At 66.3% G+C, this 15,349-nt stretch carries 16 protein-coding genes and 1 tRNA gene; 7 read left to right on the forward strand and 10 right to left on the reverse strand.

All coding sequences use genetic code 11. The annotated features are described in order from the left end of the window. Window positions 1–2: 2 nt before the first annotated feature. On the reverse strand, window positions 3–596 hold the full coding sequence (locus BMX57_RS09110; protein WP_092365420.1) for an HD domain-containing protein: 594 nt from the start codon (window positions 594–596) through the stop codon (window positions 3–5). 208 nt (window positions 597–804) lie between these two features. On the opposite strand from BMX57_RS09110, the gene BMX57_RS09115 reads away from it, so the two are divergent. The 3 genes from BMX57_RS09115 to BMX57_RS09125 all read left to right on the forward strand — a co-directional run bounded on the left by BMX57_RS09115 (window position 805) and on the right by BMX57_RS09125 (window position 3,216). Further along, entirely contained in the window at window positions 805–1,119 is a 315-nt protein-coding gene (locus BMX57_RS09115; protein ID WP_092365423.1) for a hypothetical protein, read from the forward strand. 149 nt (window positions 1,120–1,268) lie between these two features. Further along, entirely contained in the window at window positions 1,269–2,663 is a 1,395-nt protein-coding gene (gene ahcY, locus BMX57_RS09120; protein WP_092365426.1) for an adenosylhomocysteinase, read from the forward strand. Between the two features lie 211 nt (window positions 2,664–2,874). Further along, window positions 2,875–3,216, forward strand: coding sequence for a DUF2853 family protein (locus BMX57_RS09125; protein WP_092365429.1), 342 nt, complete (start codon window positions 2,875–2,877; stop codon window positions 3,214–3,216). A gap of 223 nt (window positions 3,217–3,439) precedes the next feature. Here BMX57_RS09125 and BMX57_RS09130 read toward each other — a convergent pair whose 3' ends face one another. Genes BMX57_RS09130 through tsaD form a run of 5 tightly spaced genes read right to left on the reverse strand, consistent with a single transcriptional unit; the run spans window position 3,440 to window position 6,624 of the window. After that, window positions 3,440–3,835, reverse strand: a complete 396-nt coding sequence (locus BMX57_RS09130; RefSeq protein ID WP_092365431.1) for a DUF1761 domain-containing protein — start codon at window positions 3,833–3,835, stop codon at window positions 3,440–3,442. Window positions 3,836–3,874: 39 nt separating this feature from the next. Next, window positions 3,875–4,297 carry an EVE domain-containing protein gene (locus tag BMX57_RS09135; protein ID WP_092365434.1) on the reverse strand — a complete coding sequence of 141 codons (423 nt, stop codon included), beginning with the start codon at window positions 4,295–4,297 and terminating at the stop codon, window positions 3,875–3,877. Beyond that, entirely contained in the window at window positions 4,297–4,566 is a 270-nt protein-coding gene (locus BMX57_RS09140) for a YciI family protein (protein WP_092365437.1), read from the reverse strand. Before BMX57_RS09140 ends, BMX57_RS09135 begins: the two co-directional genes overlap by 1 nt. A 1-nt stretch (window position 4,567) precedes the next feature. After that, window positions 4,568–5,530: an NAD(P)H-dependent glycerol-3-phosphate dehydrogenase gene (locus BMX57_RS09145; RefSeq protein WP_092365440.1), complete on the reverse strand. Its 963-nt coding sequence runs from the start codon at window positions 5,528–5,530 to the stop codon at window positions 4,568–4,570. Continuing rightward, window positions 5,527–6,624, reverse strand: coding sequence for a tRNA (adenosine(37)-N6)-threonylcarbamoyltransferase complex transferase subunit TsaD (gene tsaD, locus BMX57_RS09150; RefSeq protein ID WP_092365443.1), 1,098 nt, complete (start codon window positions 6,622–6,624; stop codon window positions 5,527–5,529). The genes BMX57_RS09145 and tsaD overlap by 4 nt, the downstream gene beginning before the upstream one ends. A gap of 87 nt (window positions 6,625–6,711) precedes the next feature. Here tsaD and BMX57_RS09155 point away from each other — a divergent pair, with 87 nt between their 5' ends. From BMX57_RS09155 to BMX57_RS09170, 4 genes are all read left to right on the forward strand, one after another. Continuing rightward, on the forward strand, window positions 6,712–7,437 hold the full coding sequence (locus BMX57_RS09155) for a uroporphyrinogen-III synthase (protein ID WP_229724221.1): 726 nt from the start codon (window positions 6,712–6,714) through the stop codon (window positions 7,435–7,437). A 54-nt stretch (window positions 7,438–7,491) separates the two neighbouring features. Further along, window positions 7,492–8,778, forward strand: a complete 1,287-nt coding sequence (locus BMX57_RS20410) for a COG4223 family protein (RefSeq protein ID WP_143057915.1) — start codon at window positions 7,492–7,494, stop codon at window positions 8,776–8,778. 10 nt (window positions 8,779–8,788) lie between these two features. Continuing rightward, entirely contained in the window at window positions 8,789–10,300 is a 1,512-nt protein-coding gene (locus BMX57_RS09165; RefSeq protein ID WP_092365446.1) for a heme biosynthesis protein HemY, read from the forward strand. Window positions 10,301–10,370: 70 nt separating this feature from the next. Beyond that, window positions 10,371–10,446 (forward strand) — tRNA-Thr (locus BMX57_RS09170). A 45-nt stretch (window positions 10,447–10,491) separates the two neighbouring features. On the opposite strand, the gene BMX57_RS09175 is transcribed toward BMX57_RS09170, so the two are convergent. The 4 genes from BMX57_RS09175 to BMX57_RS09190 form a co-directional block, all read right to left on the reverse strand. Beyond that, window positions 10,492–11,160 carry a cupin domain-containing protein gene (locus BMX57_RS09175; protein WP_092365449.1) on the reverse strand — a complete coding sequence of 223 codons (669 nt, stop codon included), beginning with the start codon at window positions 11,158–11,160 and terminating at the stop codon, window positions 10,492–10,494. Window positions 11,161–11,206: 46 nt separating this feature from the next. Beyond that, the gene (locus BMX57_RS09180) at window positions 11,207–11,638 is read right to left on the reverse strand and encodes a universal stress protein (RefSeq protein WP_092365452.1); all 432 of its coding nucleotides are present in this window, start codon (window positions 11,636–11,638) and stop codon (window positions 11,207–11,209) included. Beyond that, window positions 11,635–14,247 carry a TRAP transporter permease gene (locus BMX57_RS09185; protein ID WP_092365455.1) on the reverse strand — a complete coding sequence of 871 codons (2,613 nt, stop codon included), beginning with the start codon at window positions 14,245–14,247 and terminating at the stop codon, window positions 11,635–11,637. Before BMX57_RS09185 ends, BMX57_RS09180 begins: the two co-directional genes overlap by 4 nt. A 105-nt stretch (window positions 14,248–14,352) precedes the next feature. Then, the gene (locus BMX57_RS09190; protein WP_177175425.1) at window positions 14,353–15,321 is read right to left on the reverse strand and encodes a TAXI family TRAP transporter solute-binding subunit; all 969 of its coding nucleotides are present in this window, start codon (window positions 15,319–15,321) and stop codon (window positions 14,353–14,355) included. Window positions 15,322–15,349: the final 28 nt, after the last annotated feature.

The following is a 15,349-nucleotide window of genomic DNA, read 5'->3' on the forward strand; positions in this document are numbered from 1 at the left end:
GGTCAAAGCCGCGACATCAGCGCGGAATGGCGGTCGGTGAAGGCTGCGCGCACCTCGACCGGCGGGCGCAGCCGGATATCCAGCCCCTCCATCAGCGTCCGGTCGGGCCGTCCGAAGAACCGCGTTGCCTCGACCTCCGAAAAGCCGGCGATCCGGGTCGCCTCCATCCAGGCGCTGATCCGGTCGGCGCGCTTGATCTGGCGCTTCACGGTGGCCGGGATCGTCGCGGGCAGGCCGAACCGGATGTGGATCGCCGCCGCAAGCCGTGCGTCGAGCTGGCCATAGCCCGGACCGACCGCGGTCTTCACCGGCGAGATCATGTCGCCGATCACGTATTCCGGCGCGTCGTGCAGCAGCGCCGCCAGCTGCCAGCGCACCGGTGCCTTGGGCGCGATCCGCAGGAACAGCGCCTCGACCAGAAGGGAATGCTCGGCCACCGAATAGGCGAAATCGCCGCGCGTCTGGCCGTTCCAGCGGGCCACGAAGGCCAGCCCGTGCGCGATATCCTCGATCTCGATATCCACCGGCGTGGGGTCCAGAAGGTCCAGCCGCCGGCCCGACAGCATGCGCTGCCATGCTCTGGGTGGTGTTGCCATTTTTGCTACACTCCTGACCAACTGCCACGGTTCAGCCACAATTCCGACGCATTCTGGACACGTCGGGATCACGCGCCGCAAACCGTTTCTTGAGCCCGCTCGATTTGAAACCGCGGTGTCCGGTTCCGATATTAAGAGTTGAGGGGGGCGCAACCTTCCTCCCTGTGCGTCCCTCTCAGTGCGAAACCTGTACTGAAAGGAGCTTGTCATGTTCAAGCGTCTGTTGGGACTTTCCCTCATCTTCGGCATGGCCGCCACGGCGCCGCCAGCCAATGCTGCCTCCTGCGGATTGCGCGATAGCGTGATCGAACAGCTGCAACGGAAATATGCCGAGGAATTGACCGTCGGCGGCTTGCAGCAGCGCCGGGGGCAGCAATCGGTGATGGAGATCTGGGCCTCGCCCGAAACGGGGACGTTCACGGTTCTTCTGACCCAGGCCAACGGCATTTCCTGCATTGTCGCCGCTGGCACCGATTTCTTCCAGGCGATACCCAAACAAGCGGTCGAGGATACACCAAGTTGACCGCACACCGCCTGTGACGGCGGTCGCAGCCTGCAAAACCGGCGAGAACTCCATGTCGCGCCCGTGGTTCCGGCGAACCGCGTTGCCAGCCCCGCGCCCGAGTGCTAGGTGGCAGGCAAATTGCGTTCAAGGAAAATGGAGCGACTGGCATGGCCGGGGATTACATCGTCAAGGATATCGGTTTGGCCGGGTTCGGCCGCAAGGAACTGGATATCGCGGAAACCGAAATGCCAGGCCTGATGGCGCTGCGCGAGGAATACGGAAAGAGCCAGCCGCTCAAGGGCGCGCGCATCGCCGGGTCGCTGCACATGACGATCCAGACCGCCGTTCTGATCGAGACCCTTGTGGCGCTGGGCGCCGATGTGCGCTGGGCGTCGTGCAACATCTTCTCGACGCAGGACCACGCCGCCGCGGCCATCGCAGAAAGCGGCACGCCGGTCTTTGCCATCAAGGGCGAGACGCTGGAAGAATACTGGGACTACGCCGACCGGATCTTCCTGTTCGAGGAGGGCACCTGCAACATGATCCTCGACGATGGCGGGGATGCCACCATGTATATCCTGCTGGGCGCGCGCGCCGAGGCGGGCGACACCGCGTTCCTGGACACGCCGGGTTCCGAGGAAGAGGTCGCCCTGTTCGCGCAGATCCGCAAGCGCCTGGCGGCCAGCCCGGGCTGGTTCACCAAGCAGCGCGACGCCATCAAGGGCGTCAGCGAAGAGACCACGACCGGGGTCAACCGCCTCTACAAGCTGATGAAGGACGGGCAGCTGCCCTTCCCGGCGATCAACGTCAATGACAGCGTCACCAAGTCCAAGTTCGACAACAAGTATGGCTGCAAGGAAAGCCTGGTCGACGGTATCCGCCGCGCCACCGACACGATGATGGCCGGCAAGGTCGCGGTGGTTTGCGGCTATGGCGATGTGGGCAAGGGTTCGGCCGCCTCGCTGCGCGGTGCCGGCGCCCGGGTCAAGGTCACCGAGGTCGATCCGATCTGCGCGCTTCAGGCGGCGATGGACGGGTTCGAGGTCGTGCTGCTGGAGGACGTGATCGGCAGCGCCGACATCTTCATCACCACCACCGGCAACAAGGACGTGATCCGCATCGACCACATGCGCGAGATGAAGGACATGGCCATCGTCGGCAATATCGGCCATTTCGACAACGAGATCCAGGTGGCCGCCCTGAAGAACCACAAGTGGACCAACATCAAGGAACAGGTGGACATGATCGAGATGCCTTCGGGCAACCGCATCATCCTGCTGTCCGAAGGCCGCCTGCTCAACCTCGGAAACGCCACAGGGCATCCGTCCTTCGTGATGTCGGCCAGCTTCACCAACCAGGTGCTGGCCCAGATCGAGCTGTGGACCAAGGGCGAGCAATACGACAACCAGGTCTATATCCTGCCCAAGCACCTCGACGAGAAGGTCGCCCGCCTGCATCTGGGCAGGATCGGCGTGCGTCTGACACAGCTCGATCCCGAGCAGGCCTCCTATATCGGCGTCAAGCCCGAGGGGCCGTTCAAGCCCGAGCATTACCGCTACTGATCCGGGCCTCTGCCCGAGATCGACGCGCCGCCCCGGCCCTGCCGCGGCGGCGCGTTTCGTTTCCGCGCGTCGCAATGGCGATTGCGGCCCCGAGCCGCCGAACGGGGAATGCCCGGAAAAATTCCCTTTGTCCTGTTCCGGCCTGCGGCTAATCTCGCACCGCGCAGCAAGGGCGCATTGGGACAAAACATGGATTTCAGGGAGAGTGAATATGGGTAAACGCGACGATCTGATCGCTCAGTATGCAGAAGACCTGCGAACGAAATGCGGGATGCAACCCGACATGGATCTGCTGACCAAGGTCACAATCGGCTGTGGCCCGGCGATCTACGACGCCGATGCCTCGACGGTGGCGGCCAGTCAGCCTGGCGAGCTTGAAACCGTCAAGAAGAACTTCCTGATCAAGAAACTGGGCCTGCCCGACGGGCCGAACCTGGATGCCGCGCTGAACTCGGTGATCGAGACCTACGGGCGGTCCGAGCGCAACAAGTACCGCGCGGTCGTCTACTACATGCTGACCAAGCATTTCGGCAAGGAATCGGTCTACGCCTGACCGCTTCCGGACCGAAATCAGAATCGCCCGCCGGATGTGCGGGCGTTTTGCATTTGAGACAGATCCTCGGCTCTTTGGATTTGCAATCGCGGCCGGGATCGGAGAAATTCGGTACGTGACCAGGACGGTCCGACCTCAGGAATTTCATGCGTGTGGTGGCTTAGGGAGCACGCGGGGAAGGGGAAGGGGAAGGATCGGGATGTTCCGGTCCTTCCCCTGTTTTTCAGAACAGCGTCAGAACCAGACCAATGACCGCACAGGCCAGCGTGGCATAGCCGCCGTCGATCAGCGACAGCTTCCAGGGCCGCATCGCGTAGGAGTTGTTGAGCACGATCCAGGGCGAGATCAGGAACAGCCCCACGCCCGCGCCGCTCACCAACCCGGCGCCCAGTGTGGTCACCCCGCTCGAGCGGAAGATATGGCTCATCATGCCGGCCACCAGCAGCTGCATGACAAACCCGAGCACCAGCAGCTTGGGATCCATGCCGCCCTCGGGCTGACCGTCCGGGCCGCGCGGTATGCCCGCCGCGTCCATCCACGGCTCGGACAGCACGTTGTACCAGACGGCGCCAAGGCCGAATCCGGCCATCGTCGCCACGATGATGTTGAGCAGTTCCATTCCGCACCTCCCTGTCCCTGCGGGAGGCAGAATGCCCGATCAATCCGGATCTGTCTGCCCCAGGGCGCAGACCACCCGCCATTCCGCCTCGGTCACCGGTTGCACCGACAAGCGCGAGTTCCGCACCAGCACCATCTCGGACAGGCGTTCATCCCCCTTGATCTGCTCCAGCGTGACCGGCCGGGTGAACCCGCGCACGGCCTTGATGTCGACGCAGTCCCAGCGGTCGTCATCGGTGGTGCTGTCGGGATGCGACTCGGCACAGACCTCGACAATGCCAACGACCGTCTTCTCTGATTGGGAATGGTAGAAGAACCCGCGATCGCCCAGCGCCATCTCGCGCATGAAGTTGCGCGCCTGATAGTTGCGCACGCCGTCCCATTCCTCGCCGGTCTCGCCCTTGGCGACCTGCTGGTCCCAGCTCCAGGTCGAGGGTTCGGATTTGAACAGCCAATACGCCATCAGCCTACCACCTTCTTCCAGGCGACCAGTTCGACCGAGGCGAACAACCCGGCCTTGGCATAGGGATCGCCATCCGCCCAGGCCCGCGCCGCATCCATGTCGGGAACGTCCAGGATGATCAGCGAGCCGATCATCTCCTCCCCCTCCAGCAGCGGCCCGGCCTGCGCCACCACCCCGGTCTCGGCGATATAGGCCAGATGGTCCGACCGGGTGTCCAGCCGGGTCTGCAGCGAACCTGGCTTGTCGCGGGCGATAAGGGCTACCAACATCTCATTCCTCCTTCAGCGGACGGTTCAGCAACTCCGCGATCACGTCGGCGACGCTGAGCGAACCCCGGCTCAGTCTGGCGACGGCGGTTGTGATGGGCAAGTCAAGCCCATCGGCGCTGGCGATCTCGGCCAGCGCGCGCGCGGTGGCGACACCTTCGACCGTCATGGCGTCGTCGAACGTCTCACCACGTCCCAGGGCCAGGCCATAGCGATAGTTGCGCGACAGGTCCGAGGTGCAGGTGAGCGTCAGGTCGCCCAGGCCGGACAGCCCCATCAGCGTCTCCGGCCGCGCGCCGCGATGGGCGGCGTAGCGCTGCAACTCGGCAAAGCCGCGGGTCAGCAGGGCGGCGCGGGCGCTGTCGCCCATGCCCTGTCCGATACAGGCACCGCAGGCGATGGCCATGACGTTCTTCAGCGCCCCGCCCAGTTCCGCCCCGGTCACGTCGGTCGTGCGATAGAGCCGCAGGTTGCCGGTGGTCAGCTGGCGTTGCAGGGCCGCGCCGCGATCCGGGTCGGCACAGGCGAGCGTCAGCGCCGTGGGCAGTTCGCGCGCGATGTCGTCGGCAAAGCTGGGCCCGGTGAGCAGGGCGGCCCTGGCCTCGGGCAGGATGGACTGGATGAGCGCGACCGGCCCCAGACCGCTGCCCAGCTCGATCCCCTTGCAGCAGGCGACAAGCGACCTTTCCGCCAGAACCGGGCCATGCGCGGCCAGCAGCGCGCGCAGCTTCTGCATCGGCACCGCCAGCAACAGCGTGTCGCAGGCGGCCGCCGCGCGGATATCCTCGCTGATGCGCAGGCCCGGGGGCAAGGCAATTCCGGGCAGCCGCGCGGCATTCTCGCCGCGCTGCCGCATCTCGGCCGCGTGGTCGGGTGATCGCGTCCACAGGGTGACCGGACCGTTCCCCGCCAGCGACACCGCCAGCGCCGTGCCGAACGCGCCGGCCCCCAGCACCGCGACGCTCATGCCTTGGCCCCTTTCCGGCCGCCGCCCATAAGCGCCGGGCTGCTGTCATCCAGGGGCCAGCGCGGCCGGGCGGGCAGGTCCATGCCGTGCCGCACACCATCGCGGAACAACTCCAGCCCGGCATAGGCGATCATGGCGGCATTGTCTGTGCACAGGCTGAGCGGCGGCGCCAGGAACCGCGCGCCCATCTCGGCGCAGACGGATTCCAGCCCGGCGCGGATGGCTTCATTGGCGGCGACACCGCCGGCGACGGCCAGGACCGGCTCGGGCGGATCCTGTTGCAGGTAGAGCGTGAGCGCCCGTCGCGTCTTGGCCGCCAGCGTCTCGACCACCGCCTGCTGGAACCCGGCGCAGAGGTCGGCGCGATCGGCCCGGGTCAACCCGCCCTGCTCCGCGACCAGCTGATCCCGGGCGCGCAGCAGCGCGGTCTTGAGCCCCGAGAAGGACAGGTTGCAATCGGGCCGGTCCAGCAACGGCCGGGGAAAGCGGAACCGCGCCGGATCGCCGTGCCGCGCCTCGGCCTCGACGGATGGGCCGCCGGGCTGCGGCAGGCCCAAAAGGCGCGCGGTCTTGTCGAAGGCCTCGCCCGGCGCGTCGTCGATCGTGCCGCCCAGCCGGGTGAAATCCTGGGTGCCGTCCGCGATCAGGTATTGGCAATGCCCGCCCGAGACCAGCAGCATGAGATAGGGAAAGGCGATCCCGTCGGTCAGCCGCGGCGTCAGGGCATGGCCGGCCAGGTGGTTGACGCCGATCAGCGGCAGGCCGGTGGCCGCGGCCAGGCCCTTGGCGCACATCACGCCCGAGATCACCCCGCCGATCAGGCCCGGCCCCGCGGTGACTGCGATTGCGTCGATCCCGCCCAGATCCAGCCCGGCGTCACCCAATGCCTGGATCACGCAGACATCCAGCTTCTCGGCATGCGCCCGCGCCGCGATTTCCGGAACCACCCCGCCATAGGCGCCGTGCAGCTCGGCCTGCCCGTGCCCGACCGAGGCCAGGATCTCGGCGCCCGCGCCGGGCATCTGGCGCACCACCGCGGCGGCGGTGTCGTCGCAGCTGCTTTCCAGCCCGAGAACGGTAAGTGTTTGCGGCATGGGCCCTGCCCGTTGCATGATGACCTGACCGCGGAGGTAGCACCCCGCAGAGCCGCAAACAATCCCGCGCCGGAGGTGCCGCGCCCCATGCGCCTGTTGATGACCCGCCCCCGCGCCGCCTCGGAAGACTTCGTTGCGGCCCTCGATCCCTGGACCCGCGCCCGGGTCGAGGTGATCCATGCCCCGCTGCTTGAGATCCGGGCGCTGCCGGTCGGGATCGACACCACGGGTGTGCGCGGCCTCATCTTCACCTCGCCCAACGGCGTGGCGGCCGCCGCGCAGGCCCTGTCGGACCGCGATCTGCCCTGCCATTGCGTCGGGCCGGCCACCACCGAGGCCGCGCGGGCAGCCGGATGGCGGGCGCACATGGCGGGCGGGACGGCCGAGGAACTGATCGCCGATCTCTCGCAGCAACGGCCGGATGCCCCGCTTCTGCATCTGCGCGGCGAACATGCCCGTGTCGATGTTGCGGTACGCCTGTCCCGGGCCGGTCTGCCGGCGCGGTCGCAGGCCGTATATGCCCAGACCCTGCTGCCGCTGGCGCCGGAAGCACAGCGTGTATTGCAGAGCGACGTGCCGGTCGCGGCGCCGCTGTTCTCACCCCGGACGGCGCGACAATTCGCCGACCAGGCCGCGGTTGGCGCGCCTTTGTGGCTGGCCGCGATCAGCGACGCGACCGCCGAACCCCTTGTCCCGTTGGCCGCGCGGCATCTTCTGGTGGCGGAGCGTCCCGATGGCCCGGCGATGGGCAGAGCCGTGGAAAAGCTGGTGAAATTGGCCTTGCGGGTTGAGGGTGAGCAGGTCGCGCATTAACCTCGCCAGGGGTCTTGGCTTTCTGATGACAAAGAATCGAAGGGGAACAGCACCGTGGCGGACAAGAAGGACAAGGATCTGGACACCGATGCCAGCCCCAAGCCCGAGACCGGCAAGACCACAGACGACCCGGCCAAGCCCGGTGAGTCCGGCAAGCCCGAGATTGACTCCGGGGAGGTGACCGGAGAGGCGCCTTCCGAAGCCGAAGCCGAAGCCGAAGCCGAAGCCGAAGCCGAAGCCGAAGCCGAAGCCGAAGCCGAAGCCGAAGCCGAAGCCGAAGCCGAAGCCGAACGCGAGATCTTGCCGCCGGTCGAACAGAAGATCATCGAGCGCACGGTCGAAAAGCGCGGTGGCTTCGGCGCGGCGTTGATCGGCGGTGCCCTGGCGGCGATCCTGGGATTCGTGGCCGGCAAGTCGCAGATCATCGACCCGCTCCTGCCGCCATCCTGGCGCAGCGCCGACAATTCCGAGGCGGTCGCGTCGCTTGAGGCGCGCCTGTCCGAGCAGGGCCAGAGCCTTTCGGATCTGCGTGACGAGGTGGCGGCAATCGAGATGCCTGACGTCTCGGGACTGTCCGGGCGCCTGGAGGAACTGAGCGGGGAGATCACGCCGCTGGCCGAGCGCCTGGACGGGCTGGAGCCGGTTGTCGGCTCGGTCTCGGCGGCGCTGGGCGAGTTCGAGTCCCGCCTGACCGAGATCGAAAAACGCCCCATTTCCGAAGGCCTGTCGGACCAGGCCATCGCCGCCTACGAGGCGGAACTGGACAAGCTGCGCCAGTCGATCACGTCGCAGCGCGCGGATGTGGAACAGATGTTCGAGGAGGCCCGCGCGCTGGAGGCCGAGGCCGCCGCGAATGCCCAGCTGGCCGCCAACCAGTCGGCGGTCGCACGGTTGCGCGGGCGGCTGGACACCGGTGCATCCTACGAGGACATCCTGGCCGAACTGCAGGAGGGCGGCGTCGAGGTACCGGATGTGCTTTCGGCCACCGCCGCCGATGGGATCGTGACCCTGGACGCGCTGCGCTCGGGCTTTCCCGACGCCGCCCGCAACGCCCTGGCCGCGGTGCGCGCGGAGTCCAAGGGCGCGGGCCTCCTGGCCTTCCTCGAGCGGCAGACCGGCGCGCGCTCGGTGGCCCCCAAGGAAGGATCGGACCCCGACGCAATCCTTTCGCGGGCCGAGGCGGCGCTCGACAACGGCGATCTCGACACCACCCTGTCCGAACTTTCGGCCCTGCCCGAAACCGCCCAGACGGCCCTGTCCGACTGGCTGAGCGTGGCCCGAAACCGGCAATCCGCGCTGGATGCCGTCGATACGCTCGCGCAAAGCCTGAACTCGAACTGAAGGACCTGCCATGCTGTGGTCACTGCTCAAGATCCTTGTCTACGTGGCGATTGTCGCCCTTCTGGCGCTGGGTGCCGGGTTCCTTCTGGAGGCGCGCGGCGGTGTGCAACTGACCGTCGCCGGAACCGAATACACGCTGGGCCCGCTGCAATCGGTCATCGCCTTCGGCATCCTGGTGCTGGCGATCTGGTTGTTCTTCAAGCTGCTCACGCTGCTGATCGCGACGCTGAAATTTCTCAACGGGGACGAGACCGCCCTGTCGCGGTTTTTCGATCGCGGGCGGGAACGGCGCGGATACCAGGCGCTGTCCGAGGGCCTGCTGGCGCTGGCCTCGGGCGAGGGGCGGGTGGCGATGGCCAAGGCCAACCGCGCCGAACGCCTGCTGGGCAAGCCCGAACTGACCAACCTGCTGGTCGCGCAGGCCGCCGAAATGACCGGCGATACCCGCAAGGCGGTCGAAACCTACAAGAAACTGGTCACCAACCAGGACACGCGGTTCGTGGGCGTGCGCGGGATCATGAAGCAGAAACTGTCCGAAGGCGATGACGAGACCGCCCGCAAGCTGGCCGAGAAGGCGCTTCAGATCAAGCCGAAGCACGAAGAGACCCAGGATGTCCTGCTGTCGCTGCAGACCCGGGCGCAGGACTGGGCGGGGGCGCGGTCGACCCTGACCGCCAAGCTGAAATCCGGCAACCTGGCGCGCGACATCTACAAGCGCCGCGACGCGGTCCTGGCGCTGTCCGAGGCGCGCGACCTGCTGGACGAGGGCGGATCGGTCAACCAGCAGGAGCGCGCGATCGAGGCCAACCGACTGTCGCCCGACCTGGTGCCGGCGGCAGCGATGGCGGCGCGGGCACATATCGCCAACGGCAAGCCCCGTAACGCCGCCAAGATCCTCAAGAAGGCCTGGGATGCCCAACCGCACCCCGACCTGGCCCATGCCTTTGCCGAGATCGCCCCGGACGAGACACCGGAGCAGCGGATCAAGCGGTTCCAGGCCTTGTCGCGGCTGCATCCGCATCATCCAGAGACCCGGCTGCTGATGACCGAACTGCACATCGTGGCCGAGGACTTTCCCGAAGCGCGCCGCGCGCTGGGCGACCTGGCCGAAGCCAACGGAGATGCGCGCGCCTACACCCTGATGGCCGCCATCGAGCGCGGCGAGGGGGCACCGGATTCGGTGGTTAAGGGCTGGCTGGCCAAGGCACTGACCGCACCGCGCGGCCCGCAATGGGTCTGTGACAGCTGCAAGCATATCCACGGCGAATGGGGGCCGGTCTGCGAGGGCTGCGGGCGCTTCGACACGCTCAGCTGGACCGCGCCGCAGACGCCCGATCTGGGCTCGGCCACCGGCGCCGCCATGCTGCCGCTGATCGTTGGCGCGCTGGAGGATCACGGGGCGGACCCCGCGCCGGAGCCTGTCGATGCGGTTGACGCAGAGATCGTCGAGGACGCCGCGGACGAGACACAAGCCGCGGCCGAGGCCAACCCCGAGCCGGCGGTGGAGGAGGAGCGCAAATAACCCCTTCCAAGTTCCGCCGCTCTTTGCTATGGCCGCGGCACGCTTCGCGGGCCATCCGGAGGCGACCGGGGCCGCTGTAGCTCAGCTGGTAGAGCACGTCATTCGTAATGATGGGGTCGGGGGTTCGAGTCCCTTCAGCGGCACCATTTTCCACCTCGAAAGAATCGATCCTCTGGGATCGCGTGACCGCCTCAGTCTTCCGGTGTGCGGACGTGGTTCAGGTGGCCGGTCTTCATCCAGATCCGCGCGCCCGCGGGGCCGGTTCGTGCCGAGAGCGGTGTACCGTTGGGCAGGCGCAGCCATGTCTCCGGCACAAGCGTGTCACCGGCTTCCTCCAGCGATCCGTCAAGAACCAGGAGTTCGATGCCGCCGGGAACCGAAGCGGTGATTTCGGCATGTGGTTCGGCCACCAGGAAGCTCACCGTTTCGCGGGCGTCGCGATGCAGTTCGGAGCGCATCACGCCATCTCCTGCTGGCTCCAGCCCCTCGATCAGGGGTTTGTGGAATTGCGTTCGGTCCTCGGGATCGAACTGCCACAGCTTGACGAAGATCGTGCAGCCGCGATCGGAGCGCGGCGTGTGCCGGGTCGTGGGTGGATTGCGCACATAGGATCCAGCCGGGTAATCGCCATGCTCGTCCTGAAAGACACCGTCAAGCACGACAAATTCCTCGCCCCCGCCATGGGTATGTGCGGCAAAGGAATGGCCCGGCGCGAACCGCACGATCGTCGTGGCGCGCGCGACCTCGCCGCCGATCCGGTCCAGCATCCGCCGCGCGACCCCGGCGGAGGGCGAGTCGTCCCAGGGCAGATCTCGGGAATGCACCAGCACCCGCTGGGTGAAATCCGCGTTGAGCTGCAAATCGCACCTCCGTTCGGGTCAACTGCCGGGCGCGGTCGGCCCGGGTTCAGCGCACGACATAGACCGAGCAGTTGGAATGGCGCACCACCCGCGAGGCGTTGGGGCCCAGAAGGTAGTCCTTGAGGTCGGGCCGGTGCGCGCCGATCACGATCAGGTCCGACCCTTCCAGCTCGGCGGCGCGCAGCACTTCGTCATAGACATTGCCCATCGCCACGACATGGCGGATCCCTTCGTCGCGGTCGGGGCCGGCAACCTCGCTTACGAACTGCCGGAGCAGGTCGCCGGCGCTGTCCTTGGCGGTCTCGATCTGGTGGTCCTGGAAATAGGCGCCGACGACGCTCATCCCGAAATCCGGCACCACGGTGATCACGTCCAGCTGTGCCTTGTCCAGATCGGCCAGTTTCAGCGCGACCTCCAGGACCTTCCGCTCGGCGTCCGGGCGGTTGATGTCCACGGCGCAGAGTATCGTCTTGCTCATGCCAGGGCTCCTTCACGGGATGTTGCGGCCGCGCGGCGCGATTGCAGCAGGGCGATCAGGCCCAGAAGCAGCAGCGCCGGGATGAAGATCAGCTCTTTCGGCATCTGGTCCGCGGCGACACGGACCGCCTTCAGCTGCACCGGATCCTCGCCGTAGAAATCGAACGAGGACAGGTCCTCGCCCATCGGCGTGCCGAACATCGGCTCGTCGAGCCGCACAACGTCGCCTTCGGGCATCAGGATCAGCCCCAGCGCGTCGAGACGGGCGCCGGCGCTGTCCTCCTCGGGGACGGTCAGCACCACGGTCAGGTCCTTGACTTCGAGCGTGTCGAAATCCGGGCCGGATACGATCGTGCGCAACTGGCTGCCCGGCTTGGCCGATCCCAGCGCCTCTTCGAATTGCGCGGGCGGGATGTCCTCGAATGGCGGCTGGATCTGGTTCATGAAGAAGCCGGGCCGGAACAGCGCGAAGGCGATGAGCAGCAGCGCTGCGGTCTCCCAGATCCGCGACCTGGCCAGGAACCAGCCCATCGTGGCGGCGGTAAATACCAGGATGCCGACCGTGGCGACGATGAAGACGATGATGCCCTGAACCCATGTCACGTCGATCAGAAGCAGGTCGGTGTTGAAGATGAACACGAAGGGCAGGGCCACGGTGCGCAGGCTGTAGAAGAACGCCGTGAAACCGGTGCGGATGGCGTCACCGCCCGACACCGCGGCGGCGGCGAAGCTGGCCAGGCCCACGGGTGGCGTCACGTCCGCCATGATCCCGAAATAGAACACGAAGAGATGCACCGCGATCAGCGGCACGACCAGACCGGATTGCGCTCCCAGCTCGACCACGACCGCCACCATCAGCGAGCTGACGACGATGTAGTTCGCCGTGGTCGGCAGGCCCATGCCGAGGATCAGCGACAGGATCGCCACGAAGATCAGCATCAGGATCAGGTTGCCGCCGGACAGGAACTCGACGAAATCGGCCATCACCTGGCCGATCCCGGTCAGCGAGACGGTGCCGACGATGATCCCGGCGGTGGCGGTGGCCAGGCCGATCCCGATCATGTTGCGCGCGCCGTCGATCATGCCGGCGACCAGGTCGAGCAGCCCGTCGCGCAGCCGTGCGATCGGGTTATCGTCGCCCCGGAACATCGCCTTGAGCGAGCGCTGCGTGAGCAGGATGCCGAACAGCAGGAAAGTCGCCCAGAAGGCCGAGAGGCCTGGCGACTTGCGCTCGATCATCAGGAAATAGACCAGAACGATGATCGGCATCAGGTAATAGAGGCCGGACTTGTAGATCTTGGCCACGTCGGGCAGCTCGACCACCTCGGCATTGGGATCGTCGGGTTCCAGGTCGGGTACCTGCGCGGCCAGCCAGATCAACGCGATGTAGATCAGGAAGAGCAGCAGCGACAGGATCAGCCCCGAACCCTCGGGGAACAGCGAGACGATGGCGCGGACCGGGTATTGCGTCGCATAGCACAGCACCGCGAAGCCCGCGAAAAACGCGAACATCCCGCCGATTGTGCGGCCCAGCGAGACGACGCGGTCGCCGATCGTCGGCATGTTGTTCTTCACCGCCTCGAGGTGAACGATGTAGACCAGCGCGATGTAGGAGATCACCGCCGGCAGAAAGGCGTGGGTGATGACCTCGACATAGGAAATGCCGACATATTCCACCATCAGAAAGGCGGCCGCGCCCATGACGGGCGGCATGATCTGGCCGTTCACGGACGAGGCGACCTCGACCGAGCCGGCCTTTTCGGCGGTGAAACCCACCCGCTTCATCAGCGGGATGGTGAACGTGCCGGTGGTGACCACGTTGGCGATGGACGAGCCCGAGATCAGGCCGGTCGCGGCCGAGCCGACGACCGCGGCCTTGGCCGGTCCGCCGCGCAGGTGGCCCAGGGCGCCGAAGGCCATCTTGATGAAGTAGTTGCCGGCGCCGGCCCGGTCCAGCAGCGCGCCGAACAGCACGAACAGGAACACGAACTTGGTCGACACCCCCAGGGCGATGCCGAACACGCCCTCGGAGGTGATCCACATGTGGCTCATCGCCTTGCGCAGGCTGGCCCCGGCCCAGCGGATCTGGTCGGGAACCACCTCGGACGCGCCGAAGAAGACATAGCCCATGAAGACCATCGCCAGGATGACCATCACCGGGCCGAGTGTCCGGTAGGCGGCGATGAACAGGAAGATGATGCCGGCGAGGGCGAAAAGGGCGTCGCTGTCGTCCGCCAGTCCGCCATTCCCGACGATCTTTTCATAGAAGAAATAGCCGTAGAGCGCGAGAAACGCGCCCCCGACCCCGAGGATCCAGTCATACCAGGGAACGCTGTCGCGCGCGCTGGAGCGGAACAGGGGATAGGCCATTGCCGACAGGAAGATGGCGAAGGCCAGGTGGATCTGACGCGAATTGTTGATCAGGTCGGCCGGCAGCGCATAGGGCGCGATCGGTGATGCCAGAAGAACCTGGAACACCGACCAGATCAGTGCGACCGCGGCGATGAACATGCCAAGCGATCCGGTCGGCGCCCGGGCGCCGGTGTCGCTGGAGGCTACAAGTTCCTGTAGTTCCTCTTCGCTCAGCGCGCCCTTGTCAGATTTGGCCATGTGTCCCCCCGGTTTCCGGTGTGGTTCGTTGGATTGTTCTGTCTTGGCCCCTTCGGGCGGGTGCAGTCCGGGGGAGGATCCCCCGGACGCATTTCGGTGGGTGGATTATTCGATCCAGCCCTGTTCCTTGTAGTATTTCTCGGCGCCCGGATGCAGCGGCGCCGACAGGCCGGCGGTTGCCATCTCTTCGGGCTTGAGGTTGGCGAAGGCCGGGTGCAGGCCCTTGAAGTCCTCGAAGTTGTCGAAGACCGACTTGACCAGGGTATAGACCACGTCCTCGGATACATCCGCCGAGGTCACGAAGGTCGCGCCGACACCAAAGGTGTTCACGTCATTGTCGTTGCCGCGATACATCCCGCCGGGAATCGTCGCCGTGCGGTAGAAGCTGTTCTCGTCGACCAGCCCGCTCACCGCGTCGCCCGAAACCTCGACCAGCACCGAATCGCAGGCGGTGGTCGCCTCCTGGATCGAGCCGGACGGGTGGCCGACGGTATAGACCATCGCGTCGATCTGGTTGTCGCAGAGCGCGGCCGACTGTTCCGCGGCCTTCAACTCGGTCGCCAGGGCGAAATCGCCCATGCTCCAGCCCTTGGCCTCCATCAGAACCTCCATCGTGCCGCGCTGGCCCGATCCGGGGTTGCCGATATTGACGCGCTTGCCCTTGAGGTCGTCGAAGGTGGAAATGCCGGAATCGGCGCGCGCAACCACGGTAAAGGGTTCCGGGTGCACCGAGAACACCGCGCGCAGACCCTCGAACGGGCCATCCTCTTCGAAGCGCGAGCTGCCGTTATAGGCGTGATACTGCCAGTCCGACTGCGCGACGCCGAATTCCAGCTCGCCCTCGCGGATGGTGTTGATGTTGTAGACCGAACCACCGGTCGATTCGACCGAGCAGCGTACGCCATGATCGCGGCGGCCCTTGTTCACCAGGCGGCAGATCGCGCCGCCGGTCGGATAATAGACACCGGTCACGCCGCCGGTGCCGATGGTGATGAACTCCTCGGCCATCGCGACCGGCGCCATCAGCGTGGCCGTGGCCAGCGTCGCGGCGGCAAACTTCATTTTCTTCAACATCTGATACTCCCTTATTGATGATGCTGTT

It is taken from the genome of Cribrihabitans marinus (genome assembly GCF_900109035.1).
In the GTDB taxonomy this organism is placed as follows: Bacteria; Pseudomonadota; Alphaproteobacteria; order Rhodobacterales; family Rhodobacteraceae; genus Cribrihabitans; species Cribrihabitans marinus.